Source organism: Neisseria sp. Dent CA1/247, from assembly GCF_022870825.1.
GTDB classification, from domain to species: domain Bacteria; phylum Pseudomonadota; class Gammaproteobacteria; order Burkholderiales; family Neisseriaceae; genus Neisseria; species Neisseria zoodegmatis.
This window is the reverse complement of the sequence record NZ_CP091522.1, coordinates 1,025,546-1,042,283: the sequence shown is the minus strand read 5'-3', so window position 1 is coordinate 1,042,283 and position 16,738 is coordinate 1,025,546. Positions and strand designations below refer to the sequence as shown.

18 protein-coding genes and 1 pseudogene are annotated in these 16,738 nt (G+C 54.7%); 12 read left to right on the top strand and 7 right to left on the bottom strand.

Features of this window, described 5'->3' with window-relative positions:
* Nucleotides 1–59: 59 nt before the first annotated feature.
* A complete protein-coding gene (locus LVJ85_RS05095; RefSeq protein ID WP_085363216.1) occupies nt 60–404 on the bottom strand; it encodes a hypothetical protein in 345 nt (114 codons plus the stop codon).
* Between the two features lie 191 nt (nt 405–595).
* On the opposite strand from LVJ85_RS05095, the gene LVJ85_RS05090 reads away from it, so the two are divergent.
* The 5 genes from LVJ85_RS05090 to iscX all read left to right on the top strand — a co-directional run bounded on the left by LVJ85_RS05090 (nt 596) and on the right by iscX (nt 5,497).
* Nucleotides 596–1,903, top strand: a complete 1,308-nt coding sequence (locus LVJ85_RS05090; RefSeq protein ID WP_244742081.1) for a replication-associated recombination protein A — start codon at nt 596–598, stop codon at nt 1,901–1,903.
* A gap of 216 nt (nt 1,904–2,119) precedes the next feature.
* On the top strand, nt 2,120–3,982 hold the full coding sequence (gene hscA / locus LVJ85_RS05085) for a Fe-S protein assembly chaperone HscA (RefSeq protein WP_244742077.1): 1,863 nt from the start codon (nt 2,120–2,122) through the stop codon (nt 3,980–3,982).
* Nucleotides 3,983–4,119: 137 nt separating this feature from the next.
* Entirely contained in the window at nt 4,120–4,695 is a 576-nt protein-coding gene (locus LVJ85_RS05080) for a manganese efflux pump MntP family protein (protein ID WP_244742074.1), read from the top strand.
* A gap of 156 nt (nt 4,696–4,851) precedes the next feature.
* Nucleotides 4,852–5,193, top strand: coding sequence for an ISC system 2Fe-2S type ferredoxin (gene fdx, locus LVJ85_RS05075; protein ID WP_244742071.1), 342 nt, complete (start codon nt 4,852–4,854; stop codon nt 5,191–5,193).
* A 109-nt stretch (nt 5,194–5,302) separates the two neighbouring features.
* The gene (iscX, locus tag LVJ85_RS05070) at nt 5,303–5,497 is read left to right on the top strand and encodes a Fe-S cluster assembly protein IscX (protein WP_244742068.1); all 195 of its coding nucleotides are present in this window, start codon (nt 5,303–5,305) and stop codon (nt 5,495–5,497) included.
* Nucleotides 5,498–5,580: 83 nt separating this feature from the next.
* Here the strand turns inward: iscX and bioC are convergent, their stop codons facing one another.
* Both bioC and bioF read right to left on the bottom strand, forming a co-directional pair.
* A complete protein-coding gene (bioC, locus tag LVJ85_RS05065) occupies nt 5,581–6,360 on the bottom strand; it encodes a malonyl-ACP O-methyltransferase BioC (RefSeq protein WP_244742065.1) in 780 nt (259 codons plus the stop codon).
* Entirely contained in the window at nt 6,350–7,510 is a 1,161-nt protein-coding gene (bioF, locus tag LVJ85_RS05060; protein ID WP_244742062.1) for an 8-amino-7-oxononanoate synthase, read from the bottom strand. The genes bioC and bioF overlap by 11 nt, the downstream gene beginning before the upstream one ends.
* 168 nt (nt 7,511–7,678) lie before the next feature.
* Here bioF and LVJ85_RS05055 point away from each other — a divergent pair, with 168 nt between their 5' ends.
* The 5 genes from LVJ85_RS05055 (at nt 7,679) to LVJ85_RS05035 (ending at nt 11,987) form a co-directional block, all read left to right on the top strand.
* Entirely contained in the window at nt 7,679–8,143 is a 465-nt protein-coding gene (locus LVJ85_RS05055; RefSeq protein WP_244742060.1) for a hypothetical protein, read from the top strand.
* 75 nt (nt 8,144–8,218) lie between these two features.
* Nucleotides 8,219–9,598, top strand: a complete 1,380-nt coding sequence (locus LVJ85_RS05050) for an MATE family efflux transporter (RefSeq protein WP_244742057.1) — start codon at nt 8,219–8,221, stop codon at nt 9,596–9,598.
* Complete coding sequence (gene murB / locus LVJ85_RS05045; protein ID WP_244742053.1) at nt 9,598–10,635, top strand: UDP-N-acetylmuramate dehydrogenase; 1,038 nt, start codon at nt 9,598–9,600, stop codon at nt 10,633–10,635. The genes LVJ85_RS05050 and murB overlap by 1 nt, the downstream gene beginning before the upstream one ends.
* 95 nt (nt 10,636–10,730) lie before the next feature.
* Nucleotides 10,731–11,411 carry a TetR/AcrR family transcriptional regulator gene (locus tag LVJ85_RS05040; RefSeq protein WP_255733857.1) on the top strand — a complete coding sequence of 227 codons (681 nt, stop codon included), beginning with the start codon at nt 10,731–10,733 and terminating at the stop codon, nt 11,409–11,411.
* A 213-nt stretch (nt 11,412–11,624) separates the two neighbouring features.
* Nucleotides 11,625–11,987 carry a YkvA family protein gene (locus tag LVJ85_RS05035; protein WP_244742050.1) on the top strand — a complete coding sequence of 121 codons (363 nt, stop codon included), beginning with the start codon at nt 11,625–11,627 and terminating at the stop codon, nt 11,985–11,987.
* A gap of 115 nt (nt 11,988–12,102) precedes the next feature.
* Here the strand turns inward: LVJ85_RS05035 and LVJ85_RS05030 are convergent, their stop codons facing one another.
* The 4 genes and pseudogenes from LVJ85_RS05030 to fur form a co-directional block, all read right to left on the bottom strand.
* Nucleotides 12,103–12,600 carry a prokaryotic membrane lipolipid attachment site family protein gene (locus tag LVJ85_RS05030; RefSeq protein ID WP_085363204.1) on the bottom strand — a complete coding sequence of 166 codons (498 nt, stop codon included), beginning with the start codon at nt 12,598–12,600 and terminating at the stop codon, nt 12,103–12,105.
* Between the two features lie 223 nt (nt 12,601–12,823).
* Entirely contained in the window at nt 12,824–13,642 is an 819-nt protein-coding gene (gene dapD / locus LVJ85_RS05025; RefSeq protein ID WP_085363203.1) for a 2,3,4,5-tetrahydropyridine-2,6-dicarboxylate N-succinyltransferase, read from the bottom strand.
* Between the two features lie 325 nt (nt 13,643–13,967).
* Nucleotides 13,968–14,696 carry a leucyl/phenylalanyl-tRNA--protein transferase gene (gene aat, locus LVJ85_RS05020; protein ID WP_244742047.1) on the bottom strand — a complete coding sequence of 243 codons (729 nt, stop codon included), beginning with the start codon at nt 14,694–14,696 and terminating at the stop codon, nt 13,968–13,970.
* Between the two features lie 81 nt (nt 14,697–14,777).
* Nucleotides 14,778–15,279 (bottom strand): annotated as a pseudogene (gene fur, locus LVJ85_RS05015) (ferric iron uptake transcriptional regulator).
* Between the two features lie 91 nt (nt 15,280–15,370).
* Between fur and LVJ85_RS05010 the strand changes: the two are divergent.
* Together LVJ85_RS05010 and dapB are read left to right on the top strand one after the other, a co-directional pair.
* On the top strand, nt 15,371–15,802 hold the full coding sequence (locus LVJ85_RS05010; protein WP_244743052.1) for an outer membrane protein assembly factor BamE: 432 nt from the start codon (nt 15,371–15,373) through the stop codon (nt 15,800–15,802).
* A 21-nt stretch (nt 15,803–15,823) separates the two neighbouring features.
* Entirely contained in the window at nt 15,824–16,636 is an 813-nt protein-coding gene (dapB, locus tag LVJ85_RS05005) for a 4-hydroxy-tetrahydrodipicolinate reductase (protein WP_085363199.1), read from the top strand.
* The last annotated feature ends 102 nt before the right edge of the window (nt 16,637–16,738 follow it).

Sequence of the window (16,738 nt, the reverse complement as noted above, 5' to 3'; positions counted from 1 at the left end):
ATATCTTATTTTATTTTCAGACGGCCTGCCTTGCGACAGAGGCCGTCTGAAAAACAGGTTTAGCGTATCAAGCGTTTCACGCAGGCGGTAACGGTTTTCGCGGTTACCGAAGCTGCGGCTTCCACACGGGTATCGGGGTTGGCAATCTTAATCAATTCGTCGGTCGTCACATGATTGAATACTTCTTCGCCGGCACAGCCGCAGATTTTGTCTTCCCATTCGCGCTGCTGTTGAGCCGTCATTACCAACGATGCCAATTTCCATTCGCTGCGTTTGTTCAACTCTATACGGCATTGGTTATCAACCACCGATTTCACAATCGAATTACTTGACAACATACCGTTTGCGCCGCCGGCACAGGCACCGAGCAACAACATTCCCACCAATCCTGCTGTTTTCTTCATACATTTTCTTTCTAAAAACAAACGGCTCGCCAATCGAGAGGCCGTCTGAAACCCACCAAGGCGGTATTGTACAACATCGTGCTGCCGCTTACACGGTTATGGCGACGAAACTTCATCTTGCTGCAAGCCGGCCGACATCACTCTGCACTTTCTCCGCTATAATAAAGGCCGTCTGAACAGAAAACCGCGCCATGACCGACCTCTTTTCCCGCCAACCCGACGCTCCCTTAGCCGAACGCCTGCGCCCGCACTCGCTTGACGAAGTGATCGGGCAACAGCACCTTATCGGCGAAGGCAAACCTTTGCGCGTGGCGATTGAAGGCGGCAAACCGCATTCCATGCTGCTGTGGGGGCCGCCCGGCGTCGGCAAAACCACCTTGGCGCGGATTTTGGCGCAAAGCTTCAACGCCCAGTTTCTGCCCGTGTCGGCAGTATTTTCAGGCGTGAAAGACATCCGCGAAGCCATCGACAAAGCAGAAATCTCCTTACAGCAAGGCCGCGCGACTATTTTGTTTGTCGATGAAGTCCACCGTTTCAACAAAGCCCAGCAAGACGCCTTTTTGCCGCACGTCGAAAGCGGCCTGTTAACCTTCATCGGCGCCACCACCGAAAACCCCTCTTTCGAAGTCAACCCCGCCCTACTCAGCCGCGCGCAAGTATATGTATTGCAACCGTTAACTGCGCAAGACATGCAGCAGCTTATCGACAAAGTGCTGGCACTGCCCGAATACACCGCCTTCACCATCACCGATGAAGCCCGCGAACTGCTCGCCGACACTTCCGACGGCGACGCCCGCCGCCTGCTCAATCTTTTGGAACAACTGCTGCGTGCCGCCGATACACGCCGTCTGAAAACGCTCGATGCCGCCTTCCTCACCGAAAGCCTCGGCACACAAATCCGCCGCTTCGACAAAGGCGGGGAAAGCTTCTACAACCAAATTTCCGCCCTGCACAAATCCGTGCGCGGCTCCCACCCCAACGCCGCCCTTTACTGGTTTTGCCGCATGCTCGACGGCGGCGCCGACCCGCGCTACCTCGCCCGCCGCATCGTGCGCATGGCTTGGGAAGACATCGGTTTAGCCGACCCGCGCGCCATGCAGATTGCCAACGAAGCCGCCGCCACTTACGAGCGTTTAGGCTCTCCCGAAGGCGAACTCGCCCTCGCCCAAGCCGTGCTTTACCTAGCCGCAGCCGCCAAATCCAATGCAGGCTACAAGGCTTACAACAAAATGCGGGAATTTATCAAACAGAATGCCAGCGACGAAGTACCCGTCCACCTGCGCAACGCCCCGACCAAATTGATGAAAGAACTCGGCTACGGGCGCGAATACCGCTATGCCCACGACGAACCGAACGCCTACGCCGCCGGCGAAACCTATATGCCCGACGGTCTGGCCGAACCGGACTTCTACCAACCCGTACCGCGCGGGCTGGAAATCAAAATCGGCGAAAAGCTGGCGTGGCTGAAAAGCTTGGACGACGAAGCCGGTTTGCCTTAAAACGCTTTGCACTCGGCAAGCCCTTCTGACGAGCAAACCGTGTTGCCGATTTGCATAACAACACCGCCCTCTCAAACCGCAAACCCGCTTCATTTCCAAGCCCTGCCATATTTTCAGACGGCCTTATCCCTATTCCCGACAAAACTACTCAACTACCCGCGTCAAATCTGCTAAAATACGCGCCGACAAAAATAACACTTTAAAAGGCACACAAACATGGCTCTTCTGCAAATTTCCGAACCCGGCATGTCTGCCGCTCCGCACCAACACCGCTTGGCCGTCGGTATCGACTTGGGCACCACCAACAGCCTCGTCGCCTCCGTTAAAAGCGGCAGCGCCGTTTGCCTGCCCGACGAAAAAGGCCGCGTTACCCTGCCTTCGGTTGTGCGTTATTGCGGCCAAGACGATATCGAAGTCGGCTACGACGCGCTCAAGGCTCAGAAAATCGACCCCGTGAACACCATCAGCTCCGCCAAACGTTTGATCGGGCGCACTTTGGAAGATGTTCAGCAAGAAGCCCGCTATCTGCCTTACCGCTTCGGCAGCAACGAACGCATTATCGAGTTGCACACTCGCGCGGGCGACAAAACGCCGATCGACGTGTCCGCCGAAATCCTCCGCACTTTGAAACAGCGCGCCGAAGAAAACCTCGGCGGCGAGCTTGTCGGTGCCGTGATTACCGTGCCCGCCTATTTCGACGATGCCCAACGCCAAGCCACCAAAGATGCCGCGCGTTTGGCCGGATTAAATGTTTTGCGCCTGCTCAACGAGCCGACCGCCGCCGCGATTGCCTACGGTTTGGACAACCGCTCGGAAGGCACGTTTGTGGTGTACGACCTCGGCGGCGGCACGCTCGACGTATCCGTGTTGCAGCTCACCAAAGGCCTGTTTGAAGTGAAAGCCACCAACGGCAACAGCGCGCTCGGTGGCGACGACTTCGACCACCGCCTGTTCTGCTGGTTGCTGGAGCAAAACAAACTCTCGCAGCTCAACGAGCAAGACAGCCAACTACTGCTCAGCCTTGCCCGCGCTGCCAAAGAAACACTCACTACCGACACCGGCGCCACCGTGCAAACCGTGCTTTCAGACGGCCGCACGGTCGATACCGCCATCACCCGCCAAGAATTCCACAACCTCACTCAACATCTGGTGGCCAAAACCATCGAACCGGTGAAGCAAGCCTTGAAAGATGCAGGCGTGGGCAAGGCCGACGTGAAAGGCGTGATTATGGTAGGCGGCTCCACCCGCATGCTGCACGTTCAGCAAGCCGTGGCTACCTTTTTCGGCCAAACGCCGCTCAACAACCTCAACCCCGACCAAGTGGTTGCACTCGGCGCGGCGATGCAGGCTAATGTGCTGGCGGGCAATAAAAACGAAGACGAATGGCTGCTGCTCGACGTAACGCCCCTGTCGCTCGGCCTCGAAACCTACGGCGGGCTGTCGGAAAAAATCATCCCGCGCAACAGCACCTTGCCCACTGCCCGCGCCCAAGAGTTCACCACCTTTAAAGACGGCCAAACCGCGATGACCATCCATGTCGTGCAGGGCGAGCGCGAACTCGTGTCCGACTGCCGCAGCCTCGCCAAATTCACCTTGCGCGGTATTCCACCGATGGTGGCCGGTGCCGCCCGCATCCGCGTAACCTTCCAAGTGGACGCAGACGGCCTGCTTTCCGTGTCCGCCCGCGAACAATCCACCGGCGTGCAGGCGCAAATCGAAGTGAAACCTTCCTATGGTCTCGATGACGAAACCATCACCAACATGCTGAAAGAGAGCATGTCGAACGCCTCCGACGACATGGCCGCCCGTGCCCGCGCCGAAGCCGTTGTGGAAGCCGAAGGTCTAACCGCCGCCGTAGAAACCGCGTTGGAAATGGACGGCGATTTGCTCAACGAAACCGAACTTGCTGCCATCCGCGACAGCATCGCCGCTTTGCACAATCTCGCTCAGACAGGCAATGCCGACGAAATCCGCAACGCCGTATCCGCGCTAGGGCACGCCACCGACGACTTCGCCGGCCGACGCATGAACCGCAATATCCAACGCGCCCTAGCCGGACAAAATGTAAACGATATTTAAATTTCAGACGGCCTCCCAACTTGAGGCCGTCTGAAAATAACACAATCCATAACAGCACCCTAAAGCCGCCAAGCACTTGCCCAAACGGCTGAATAAAAAAATAAAGCGTTGCCCAAACAACGCCATTAAACACAACCATGAACCTCTACACCCTAAGCATTCTGGCCTTTGCCATGTCTGTTGACGCCTTTGCCGCCTCGATAGCCAAAGGCGCCGCCTGCAACTGCAATTGCCTGACCTTGCGGCGCGTCGGCCGTACGGCACTGATTTTCGGTATCGTTGAAACCATTACACCGTTAATCGGCTGGCTGGGCGGCTCGGTTGCCAAGCCTTTGATTGCCGAGTGGGATCACTGGGTTGCCTTTATCCTGCTGCTGGGTTTGGGCGGCAAAATGATTTACGGCTCACTGTCCGGCAAAGAAGAAGATGATCCCGATACGGCAAAAAACGGCTTTTGGCTGACGGTGGTTACCGCCGTTGCCACCAGCATCGATTCGATGATTGTGGGTGTCGGCCTCGCTTTTGTAGAAGTCAACATCTGGCTGGCGGCCTTTATGATCGGCACAACCACCACAATCATGTCTGCCGTCGGCATGGTTTTGGGGCGGTCGTTTGGCAAAGCCGCAGGCAAACGCGCCGAGGTATTGGGCGGCATCGTGCTGATTGCGATCGGTTCTTCGATTCTGATCGAACATTTGGCACTGCTTGCCTGAAAACCCAAACCGTTTGCCCAACCGGACAAGCGGCGGAAATATCAAGCAGCTCTTTCCGCCCCATTTAAAACATTAATAGCAAACCGGCAGCACCGACCGCCGTATCGGGTAAAATAACGCCCGACCATAACTTTATTTCATTTTAAGAGAACACACATGCCGAAAGTAACCATATTGCCGCACGCCGAACTCTGCCCCGAGGGAAAAATCATCGACAACGCCCCCGAAGGCCAAACCATTTGCGATTTGCTGCTCGACAACGACATCGAAATCGACCACGCCTGCGAAAAATCCTGCGCCTGCACCACCTGCCATGTGATTGTGCGCCAAGGTTTCGACAGCTTGGAAGAGCCGTCTGAAATCGAAGAAGACCTGCTCGATCAGGCATGGGGTTTGGAAGCCGAATCCCGCTTGAGCTGCCAAGCCAAAGTAGCCGAGGAAGATTTGGTGGTTGAAATCCCCAAATACACCATCAACCACGCGCGCGAGCATCATTAATCACAAAGGCCGTCTGAACAATCATTTTCAGACGGCCTGAGACCTTTGCGAAACCGACAATACTTTTTTCCGACGAATCCCGTCTTAAAAATCACAAAGGAGCACACCCATGAAATGGACCGACACCCAACGCATCGCCGAAGAGCTTTACGACACCCACGGCGATATTGATCCGAAAACCATCCGCTTTACCCACTTGCGCGAGCTGATTCTCGCCCTGCCCTATTTCGACGACGACCCTGCCCGCTGCGGCGAAAAGATCCTCGAAGCCGTGCAGCAGGCTTGGATTGACGAAGCGGAATAAGGCAACTGATCTTTTGGTATTTGGATATAAACAAACCGAGGCCGTCTGAAAAGTTTTTCAGACGGCCTCGGTTTATCAAAAAATCACCAAGCCACAACATAAGTGATGCGGTAATCCAGCGGCAGCATACCGTTCGGCGCGCGCATGTTTTCGTAGGCCGTCTGAAAACGCTGCCAACGCCGTTTGCCTGTTAAGCCTTTGTTTTCACGCGAGATCACATGGTTGGCGCCGATGTTTTTCAGGCTGTGCAGCAGGGATTGGAGGGTGGGGAAATATTGGGTGTGCGTTTCGGTGTGTATCCGTAGGTTGGAAAAGCAGTTAAAGGCCGTCTGAATTTCGCTTTCGGTGAGGAAGCGGTTGACGTGTACGGCTTCATCGGCGGCCTGCCATGCCTGTTTGAGCTGTTGCAGGCTGCCTGCGCCGATGGTGGCGACGGCCGCGCAGCCGCCGGGCCGGATCACGCGCTGCATTTCGGCGGCGGCTTGTTCGAGGTCGCACCATTGCAGGGCGAGGCTGCTGAAGCAGGCGTTGACGCTGTGGTCGGCGAGCGGCAGGGATTCGGCATCGGCGAGCAGGCAGCAGTCGGCGCGGCGGTGGCGGGCGATGTGTTGCAACATGCCTTCGGCCAAATCAAGGGCGAGTACATTTGCGCCGCGACTGCGTATTTTTTCGCTGACCCAGCCGCTGCCCGCGCCGATGTCGGCAACGGTTTTGCGGTTGAGGCCGTCTGAAAAACGGCTTTCCAGCAGTTGCAGCAAACGCAGCCCGGCCTGCTGTTGAACGTCGGCATAGGCATCGTAACCGGCGGCGGCTTGGCTGAATGCGCGGGCGATGAGGTGTTTGGACGGTTTTTCAGACGGCATCTTGCAAACCTTTGATTAGTGTTTCGATATGCGTCGGTTCGTGGGCGGCGGTGAGGGTAATCCGCAGCCTCGCCTGCCCGACGGGTACGGTGGGCGGGCGGATGGCGGGTACATACAGGCCGTGCTCGCGCAGTATGGCGGATGCGGATAAAGCGGCTTCGTTGCTGCCGCAGAGAAAGGGCTGGATGGACGTTTCAGACGGCATCAGGCGTTCCCGCAGCCCGCATTCGGATAAGGCCGTCTGAAAAAAGCGGATATTGCCGCGCAGTTTGCCGCGCAAATCATCGGCACTGCGGATGCGGGTGAAGGCGGCGGAAAGGGCGGCGGCTTGGGCGGGCGGAAAGGCGGTGCTGTAAATCAGGTGGCGGGCGAACTGGGTGAGGTATTCGGCAACGGTACGGCTGCACAATACCGCCGCGCCCATCAGCCCGACTGCTTTGCCGAAGGTAACAATCAATATGTCGGGTTGTACGCCCGCTGCTGCCGCGCTGCCGCGGCCTTCGCTGCCGAGGATGCCGATGCCGTGTGCGTCGTCGAGCAGCAGCCATGCGCCGTATCGTTCGCACAGGGTTTTCAGACGGCCTAAATCGGCGGTGTCGCCGTCCATACTGAACACGCCTTCGCTGGCCACCAAGATTCTTTTTCCTTGATGTTCAATCAGTTGCTTTTCCAAAACATCGTATTGCCGATGGGCGAACCGCTTAAACTGCGCGGGGCCGAGGGCGGCGGCCTCCTGCATGGAAGCGTGGCAGAGTTTGTCGGCCAGCAGCACGTCGTCTTTGCCCAATAAACCGAGCAACACGGCTTGGTTGGCGGCGTAACCGCTGGGAAACAGAATCGCACGTTCGTAACCGAGCCAATCGGCCAAACGGTTTTCCAGCGTTTCGTGCGCGTCGGTGTGGCCGCTGACCAAAGGCGAACCGCCGCTGCCGGTGCCGTATTGCGCCAAAGCCTGCTGCCATGCGGCGATGATGCCCGGGTCGCGGCTGAGGCCGAGGTAGTCGTTGCCGGCGAAATTGAGATAGCGTTTGCCGCCGCTTTCGAGATAAGGCGGCGCGGTGTCGGCGCGGCGGGCGGTGCGGCGGCGGTAGGCTTGCTTGGCCGCTTGGCTGTCGAGCGCGGCTTGCAGGTGGTCGTTCCAGTTCATCATGGCTGCGGCAGAGTGGAAAGCGGCAGAGTGTGTATGGTTTCAGACGGCCTGTCAAATGCAAAACCGCCCGAGCAAGGGCTTTTTTTGTTACACTACGCCGTTGCATTTTTCAAGCTTGTCTGCCGGCTTGAGGCCGTCTGAAAAACAGAAAACAACGCGAAAACCGCCATGCGTAGTATCTGCCTGCACACTTTTTTGCCCTGCTCCGCCGAAGAAGCGGCTGCGCACCTGAAAAAGCCGTCGTTGCTGCTGTATGTGGCGCGTCCGTTGGTTGTTTTCAGCCCGTGCCGCAACGAAACGCTTCCCGAAACATGGCAACCCGCCGCCTACCGGCTCAACATGTACCTTTTCGGCCTTGTGCCGCTGGGCTGGCAGATCGTGGATATTTCCTATCCGGCGGCAAACTGCTTCACCATGCTCGACAACGGCCGCGGCGTGCTGATACGCCGCTGGCGGCATACGATTACCGTCAAACCGCAAAACGGCGGCTGCCTGTATCGCGACCATGTGGAAATAGACGCAGGTATGCTGACTGCACCGATGGCAACCGCCGCCCGCCTCTTTTTCCGCCACCGCCAGCGGCGTTTGCGGCATTTGGCGGCAAACGGCTTTCGGGATGTAAAGGCCGTCTGAAAAAACACAGCTATCTACAACACACACTATCCGTAAGAGGCCGTCTGAAACAGGCCGTCTGAACTTGGAAACTTTATGCTTTTCGATCTAAACCGTTATTCCTTCCCCGTTTTCCATAAAGAAGGCAAAAAACTCGTGCTGCTCGCCCTGCCGATGCTGCTTGCCCAAGTGGCGCAAGTGGGCGTGGGTTTTGTAGATACGGTAATGGCGGGCGGCGCGGGTAAAGACGATTTGGCCGCCATCGCCCTCGGCAGCAGCGCGTTTGTGATGGTGTACATCACTTTTCTCGGCGTGATGACGGCGCTGAACCCGATGATCGCCCAGCTTTACGGCGCGGGCAAATACGACGAAGTGGGCGAAACGGGGCGGCAGAGCATGTGGTTCGGCCTGATGATGGGCGTGATAGGCATGCTGCTGATATGGCTGGCCATTGTTCCGTTTCAAAAGCTGCTGAACTTGAGTGAAAACGTCGAAAGCATGATGGCGCAATATATGCTGTTCACCGGCTTGGCCATGCCCGCGGCGATGATACACCGCGCCCTGCATGCCTATGCCTCAAGCCTGAACCGGCCGCGCGTGATTATGATTGTGAGTTTTTTGGCGTTTTTTCTGAACGTGCCGCTCAATTATGCGTTTGTGTACGGTAAATTCGGCATGCCTGCGCTGGGCGGTGCGGGTTGCGGTGTGGCGACTACGCTGGTGTTTTGGTTCAACGCCGCCGCGCTGTGGCTGTATGTGGTGAAGCAGAAATATTTCAGGCAGTTCAAGCTGACCGAGCGATTCAGCAAGCCCGATATGAAGGTGTTCAAACAAATCTGGAAATTGGGTGCGCCGATCGGTTTGTCGTTTTTTCTGGAAGTGAGCCTGTTTTCGTGCATCGTGTTTTTGGTGGCGCGGCAAGGCGAGGATTATGTGGCGGCGCAGCAAGTGGTGATCAGCTTAACCAGCGTGATTTATATGATTCCGCAAAGCATCGGCTCGGCGGGTACGGTGCGGGTGGGCTACACCATCGGCCGCAGGGAATATACGCGGGCGCGTTATATTTCGGGCGTTTCATTGGTTTTGGGCGTGGTGATGGCGGTGTTTACCGCTTTGCTGCTGGTATTTTTGCGCTACCCGCTGGCAGGCATGTACACCGACGATGCGGCGGTATTGGCGATTGCGGCAACGGTACTGCTGTTTGCGGCGGTGTTTCAGTTGGGCGACGCCACCCAATGCGTCGCTTCTTATGCCCTGCGCGGTTATAAAGTGACCAAAATCCCGATGCTGATTCACGCCGTAGCCTTTTGGGGCTTCGGTTTGGTGCCGGGCTATCTGCTGGCTTATTCGGCAGACATGGGCATTTACGGTTTTTGGACGGCGCTGGTGATTTCGCTCACCGTAGCCGCCGTTTTACTGGTTTGGTATTTGGAAATATGCAGCCGCTCGGTGGCTGAACGTAAAAGGATGTTGTGATGCAGTTGTTGCACGATGTGGATTTAACGCCGCTCAACACATTCGGCTTGAAAGCCGCGGCGCGTGATTTTGCCGTGTTGGAAAACGAAGCGGATTTGCCGGAATTGGTGAAGCTGCCCCAGTTTGACCGCCATACCGTTTTGTGGCTCGGCGGCGGCAGCAATATCCTGCTGATGCGCGACTATGACGGGCTGGTCGTCCACATGCAAAATAAAGGCATACGCGAACTTTTCCGTTCAGACGGCCTCGTTTATATAGAAGCGCAGGCCGGCGAAGTGTGGCACGACTTCGTGTTGAAAACGCTGGATATGGGCTTGAGCGGTTTGGAAAACCTCAGCCTGATTCCGGGCACGGTGGGCGCGTCGCCGGTACAGAACATCGGCGCATACGGCGTGGAAGTGAAAGACATCATCCACAGCGTGCGCTGCTTTGATTTGGACACCTTAAGCTTTGTCGAATTAAGCAATGCCGACTGCTGCTTTTCCTACCGTGAAAGCCTGTTCAAACAGCAAGGAAAAGGGCGCTATGTGATTGTTTCGGTTGCGTTCGCCTTAAAAGAACAATTCACCGCCAACGCCCGCTACGGCGATTTGGCTGCCGTATTGGCGGAAAAATGTGCAGGCCGTGCGGCAACGGCGAAAGACGTATCCGAAGCCGTGTGCAGCATCCGCGCCAGCAAACTGCCCGACCCGAAAGCGCTGGGCAATGTCGGCAGTTTTTTCAAAAACCCGATTGTCGATAACGAAACCGCACACAAACTGCTGGCACAATATCCCGAAATGCCGCATTACCCGCAAGCCGACGGCAGCGTCAAACTGGCGGCGGGCTGGTTGATCGACCAATGCCGTCTGAAAGGCTACGGCATAGGCGGCGCGGCGGTGCACGACAAACAGGCTTTGGTGCTGGTTAACAAACGGCAGGCCACAGCGCAAGACGTTTACCGCCTCGCGCAACACATCTGCCAAACCGTGCAGGAACGCTTCGGTGTGGCATTGCATGCGGAACCGAACTGGCTTCCGGCATCTTTTTCATTGTGATTGCAGTCAAAACAAAGCAGCTTGGTTATAATCAACCGCTTGTTAAAAGCATAAATTGAAACGGGCGGCAACGCGCCGCCCTAAGGAGTAGCAAAGTGGCAAAAGAAATAAAAATAAATACTTACACCAGAATCATCGATGCGGGTCTGATGCTGTTCAACGAAGAAGGCGAACGCAACATCAGCACCAACCACATTGCCGCCCATTTGGGCATCAGCCCGGGCAACCTCTATTACCATTTCCGCAATAAAGACGAAATCATCGTCCAACTGTTCAAACGTTACAGCGACGATTTGCTCAACTATCTGCACAACGCCCAACTGCCCGCAGGCGTATGCGATGCCATCAGCTACATGTCGGGCATTTACGACGTGATGTGGCGCTACCGTTTCCTCTTCAGCGACGTGAACACCTTGCTGGCAAGAAGCGCGGAGCTGTTGGGCGAACACAATAATTTCACCCAAGCCAAAGTGTCGCCGCTGCTGGTGAACCTGCTCACCCGCCTGAACGGCTTGGGCATCATCAAAGCCGACGAAACCGCCATGAACGATTTGGCTTTGAACATGTGGATGGTAACCAAATACTGGTTCGATTTCGACGGCTCGCTGCGCGGTCGCGCCAAGCTGACCGAAGATTCCAAAGTACGCGGCATCCAACGCACCCTCAGCCTGCTTCGCCCTTATCTTTTGCCGGAATATCTGGCCGAGTTCGACAAAACCATGAAAGATTTATCGCTCGAATCCGAGTGCGTGAAAAAAAGCGTTATCCCGTCATAAAGGCTTGGAAATATCGGATAGGCCGTCTGAAAAAACAAACCGCACAATTTATCCAAAACGTGCGGGTTGTTTTTTTTCAGACGGCCTTATCACTTTCCCGCCCAATTAAATTTGCCGCTCCATCTTGCAATTACCTCCAAATGCACCATATAAGTTCGGCCAAGCTTTTGAAATCTTTGGCTTTGATACCGACACATCAAAAGGAACGACACCATGAACAGACCTTCTCCTGAAGAATTTATCCCTAAATTCCGCAGAAGAAAATTAGACGAACCGGGCTTTCTGCGAAAAGTAGGCCGCGTAGCCGGCAAACTAGGCGCACCCGCCATCAGACAGCTGTACAGTCTGTATTTTCTGTTTAAAGACCCTCAAACGCCCAGCCGCACCAAAATCATCATTCTCGGTGCGTTGGTGTATTTTTTCAGCCCCATCGACAGCATCCCCGACCTGCTCGGCCCGCTCGGCTTTACCGACGACATCGCCGTGATCGCTTTAGTCTATACCCAGATGAAAAGCCATCTTACCGACGAAATCCGCGACAAAGCACGCCGGGCTACCGAAAAGCTCTTCGGTTGATTTCCATGCAAAAAACTGCCGTCTGAAAATGTTCAGACGGCAGTTTTTTCATTTCTGAATACCGGTCGTGCTTAAAATGGTCTATCAAGCACTCCGGTAAAGTTGTACATCATCGTTATTGCAAAGGACGCATCGACATCACTTCCATCAGGAAGTTGGTAAACGCAGGATTTGAAGGTTTGTTTCTCATATTCGGCCAGCGTTGGTGCCAACCTCTGAGCGCGTTTTGGATATACAGTTTCGACTGCTCCGTCGTAATCGCGCCGCGTTGGCTGTCCACCGCAGAACGCAGATACACTTCATACATGCTGTCGTCGATGGAGTTGCGGCCTACTTGTTGGATACGGAATTTGTTCAGATATTGCGCGGCCTGAACTTTCGTGATCTTGCCTTCACTTACCTGATAGCTCAAACGGGTTGCTTCGTCCCGGATTTTAGAAACGTCTGTCCAATGATTTTCAGCCAAACGGTAAGGAGCGCGGGCGGTAGGTTTCGCCGGCTCGGTTTTGACATTGGTGGGGCGTACAGGCACTTCTTTCAGGGTCGGAAGATAAATGGTCTCACAACCCGCCAGTGCAACCAAAGTAACGAGGAATGGGATATGTTTTTTCATGGCTCGCATTATAATCAGGTTTATATAGATAATCCAACAATGAATTACAAACGGTCTCTATTCAGGTTTAAATATATAGAATTTCAAAGATTAAATCCAGCCTTGCAAGCATTTGATAACTTAGATAAAAATAAACCAATTTCTCATTTATCACACCGGCTCTTTCGCAAAGAGGCCGTCTGAATCGGATTCAGACGGCCTCTGCTTATTCATGCTGAATAAATTACACGCCGCGCAGCAGTTCGTTTACGCTGGTTTTGGCGCGGGTTTGCGCATCCACTTTCTTCACGATTACCGCGCAATACAGGCTGTGGCTGCCGTCTTTGCTCGGCAGGCTGCCCGATACCACCACCGAACCGGCAGGCACGCGGCCGTAGTGGATTTCGCCGGTTTCGCGGTCGTAAATTTTGGTGGATTGGCCGATGTACACGCCCATTGAAATCACGCTGCCTTCTTCCACAATCACGCCTTCAACGATTTCGGAACGTGCGCCGATGAAGCAATTGTCTTCAATAATGGTCGGGCTGGCCTGCAACGGCTCCAACACGCCGCCGATGCCCACGCCGCCGCTCAAATGCACGTTTTTACCGATTTGCGCACACGAGCCGACAGTCGCCCAAGTGTCCACCATCGTGCCTTCGTCCACATACGCGCCGATGTTCACATAAGAAGGCATCAGCACCACGTTTTTCGCCACAAAGCTGCCGCGGCGCGCTACCGCACCGGGCACGGCACGGAAACCGGCGGCTTTAAATTCTTCTTCGCTCCAATCGGCAAATTTGGTCGGCACTTTATCGAAATACTTGTTTACACCGTCGTTTTGCACTTCGTTGTCTTGAATGCGGAACGACAACAGCACGGCTTTTTTCGCCCATTCGTTCACCACCCACTTGCCGTCTTTTTTCTCGGCAACGCGCAAAGTGCCGGCATCCAGCTGTTTCAACGTTTCTTCAACCGCTGCTTTCACTTCTTCGGTAACGGTAGCCGGCGTAATGTCGGCGCGGTTTTCAAATGCTGTTTCGATGATGTTTTGTAATGACATGTTCTTTTCCTAAATGGAATCAATTGAAAGTAAAGATATGAGGCCGTCTGAAACCAACGCCTTGCTCTCGGCTGAATTTAGGCTCAGACGGCAGTTATAAAAAAGCATCAAGCTTTCAGACGGCCTTGAATGCTTAAAACGCAGGTATTTTACCTTAAAAAATTTTGGTGGCCACTTCTGTTGCCGATTCAGCTCTCACCAACACAAGAAAATTTTTGAATATCAATCAGATAAAATCCAAAAACCTTCTTTTAAAAAAACTATCGTCCGTAATGCGCTACTTTGCTTTCAGCGATTGCAGACAACCATCTTGAAAAGCATATATCTACGGAATATGCTTCACAGCTACCGTTCCGCATCCGATTTCCTGCGCCAACGGAAGCGCCGAACACCGTGTCAACATCGCGCTAAAATCAGCGAAATCGATTTGCTCCGAGCCAAACCGCGCCAAATGGTGCGTATTCTGCTGGCAGTCGATCAACTCTACCCCGCATTGCGCCAAATACGGCACGGCACAGGCAAAAGCGATTTTGGAGGCATCGGGTTGCACGGCAAACATGGATTCGCCGAAAAACACCCGCCCGATCTGCACGCCGTACAAGCCGCCCGCGAGTTTCAGACGGCCTGATTCATCGGGATACCAGCATTCAAACGAATGGGCATGCCCCATTTCGTGCAAACGGATATACGCCTGCTGCATGCTGTCGGTAATCCATGTGCCGTCTTGCCCCGCCCTCGACACTTGTGCGCACGCCTGAATCACGAGCGGGAAACATTGGTTTACCGTAACCGCGTAAGGCTTGTTGCGTAAAGTTTTCTGCAGCGAACGGCCGATGTGGATTTTTTCGGGATACAGCACGGTGCGCGGCGACAACGCCCACCAGCACACGGGCTGGCCTTCGGAAAACCACGGGAAAATGCCCTGCCGATAAGCGGTCAACAGCCTTTCCGGGCTTAAATCGCCGCCTACGGCAACCAAACCGTCGCGTTCGGCAATGGCCTGATTCACATCGGGGAAGGTTTTGCTTTTAGGGTGTAAAAAAGGAATATCCATGCTCAACCGGCTTTGATAAAAATTTCAGACGGCCTCAGTTTATACCGAGGCCGTCTGAAAAAATTTGACACCAACACCGCCTTAACGCTTGCGTTTTTGCTGGCAGTCTTCGCACACGCCATACATATACAGCGCATGATCAACCACTTTATAGCCGTTTTCTTCGGCGATTTTTTCTTGCAGGTTTTCGATTTCTTCGTTGTGGAATTCGGTTACTTTGCCGCATTTTACGCACACGATATGGTCGTGGTGGTCGCCTTTGTTCAGCTCGTAAACCGCTTTACCGGTTTCAAAGTGGTGGCGCAGCAAAATGCCGGCCTGCTCAAACTGGGTCAACACACGGTAAATGGTGGCGACACCGATTTCAATACCTTCATCCAACAAAATGCGGTAAACATCTTCCGCACTCAAATGTTCTTCAGCGTGAGTTTCAAATAAATCCAATATTTTCAAACGCGGGCCGGTAACCTTCAAGCCGTTGTCTTTCAACTGGGCAATATTGCTGAAATTGTTTTCCATAATACTCTCATACCGTTGTGGTGTAATTGCCGTTATAATACGCACTTTTAGCGGCTTTGCCCACTATAAGATGATAAAGGTTTCCAATGGCCTGAACCTTTCAGGCACACCGGCGCCTAAAGCCTGCTACGACTGAATCCATGAAAGGTAAACCCGTGAATAAAACCTTATGCCTCGCCATCGCCGCCCTGCTCGGACTGGGCGCGTGTTCCGCCGAACGCGTATCGAATTTTCCTTCTTACAAACTGAAAGTCATCCAAGGCAACCAGCTTGACGCCCGCGCCGTTGCCTCCCTACAACCCGGCATGAGCCGCGACCAAGTACAACTGATGTTGGGCACGCCGCTCTTGCGCGATCCTTTCCACAACAACCGTTGGGACTACACATTTAATATCTCCCGCAACGGCGTAATCAAAGAACAACGCACCCTGACCCTGTATTTCGATAACGACCGCTTGGCACGCGCCGAAGGTAATGCCATCGAATACGCCATCCAACAACTTCAGGCAGAAGGCTTGATCGAACAGCAAGCCCGACAGCCGCAACAAGCCGCTCCCCAACCCGTTTTCCAACCGGAAGGCAACTAAAATCCGATAAGGACAGCATCAATGACTGCATTAAAGATTGCCATTGCCGGCGCAGACGGCCGCATGGGGCGCGTGTTGGTTGAAGCCGTCAACCAACATCCCGATACCGTATTGAGCGGCGCATTAGAACATTCCGGCTCAGACGCTTTGGGCTTGGACGCAGGCTATGCCGTCGGCCTGAAAACCGGCGTACCCATCACCGACAATATCGACGAAGTGCTGGCCGCCAGCGATATCCTGATCGACTTCACCCGCCCCGAACCCAGCCTCGTGTACATCGAAAAATGCGCGGCGGCGGGCGTGGGCATGATTATCGGCACCACCGGTTTCGACGACGCAGGCAAAGCCGCCATTCAGACGGCCTCTGAAAAAACCGGTATCGTATTCGCCGCCAATTACAGCGTCGGCGTCAACTTAACCTTCCATATCCTCGACACCGTAGCCCGCGTGTTGAACGAAGGCTACGACATCGAAATCATCGAAGCCCACCACCGCCACAAAGTCGATGCCCCCAGCGGCACCGCGTTGCGCATGGGCGAAGTGATTGCCGATGCGCTCGGCCGCAACCTGAAAGAATGCGCCGTTTACGGCCGCGAAGGACACACCGGCGCGCGCGACCCGAACACCATCGGCTTTGCCACCGTGCGCGGCGGCGACGTTGTCGGCGACCACACTGCCCTTTTCGCCACCGACGGCGAACGCGTGGAAATCACCCACAAAGCCAGCAGCCGCATGACGTTTGCCGCCGGGGCCGTGCGTGCGGCCGTATGGTTGGGCAAACGCAAGAGCGGTCTGTTTGATATGCAAGACGTTTTGGGCTTAAAAAACCGATAAGCCCTATCAAGCCTACACAGGCCGTCTGAAAACAAGATTTGCGGGTTTCGCTAAAGCTTATTTTCAGACGGCCTGTATATTTCTCAAACTTCACCTTTACCC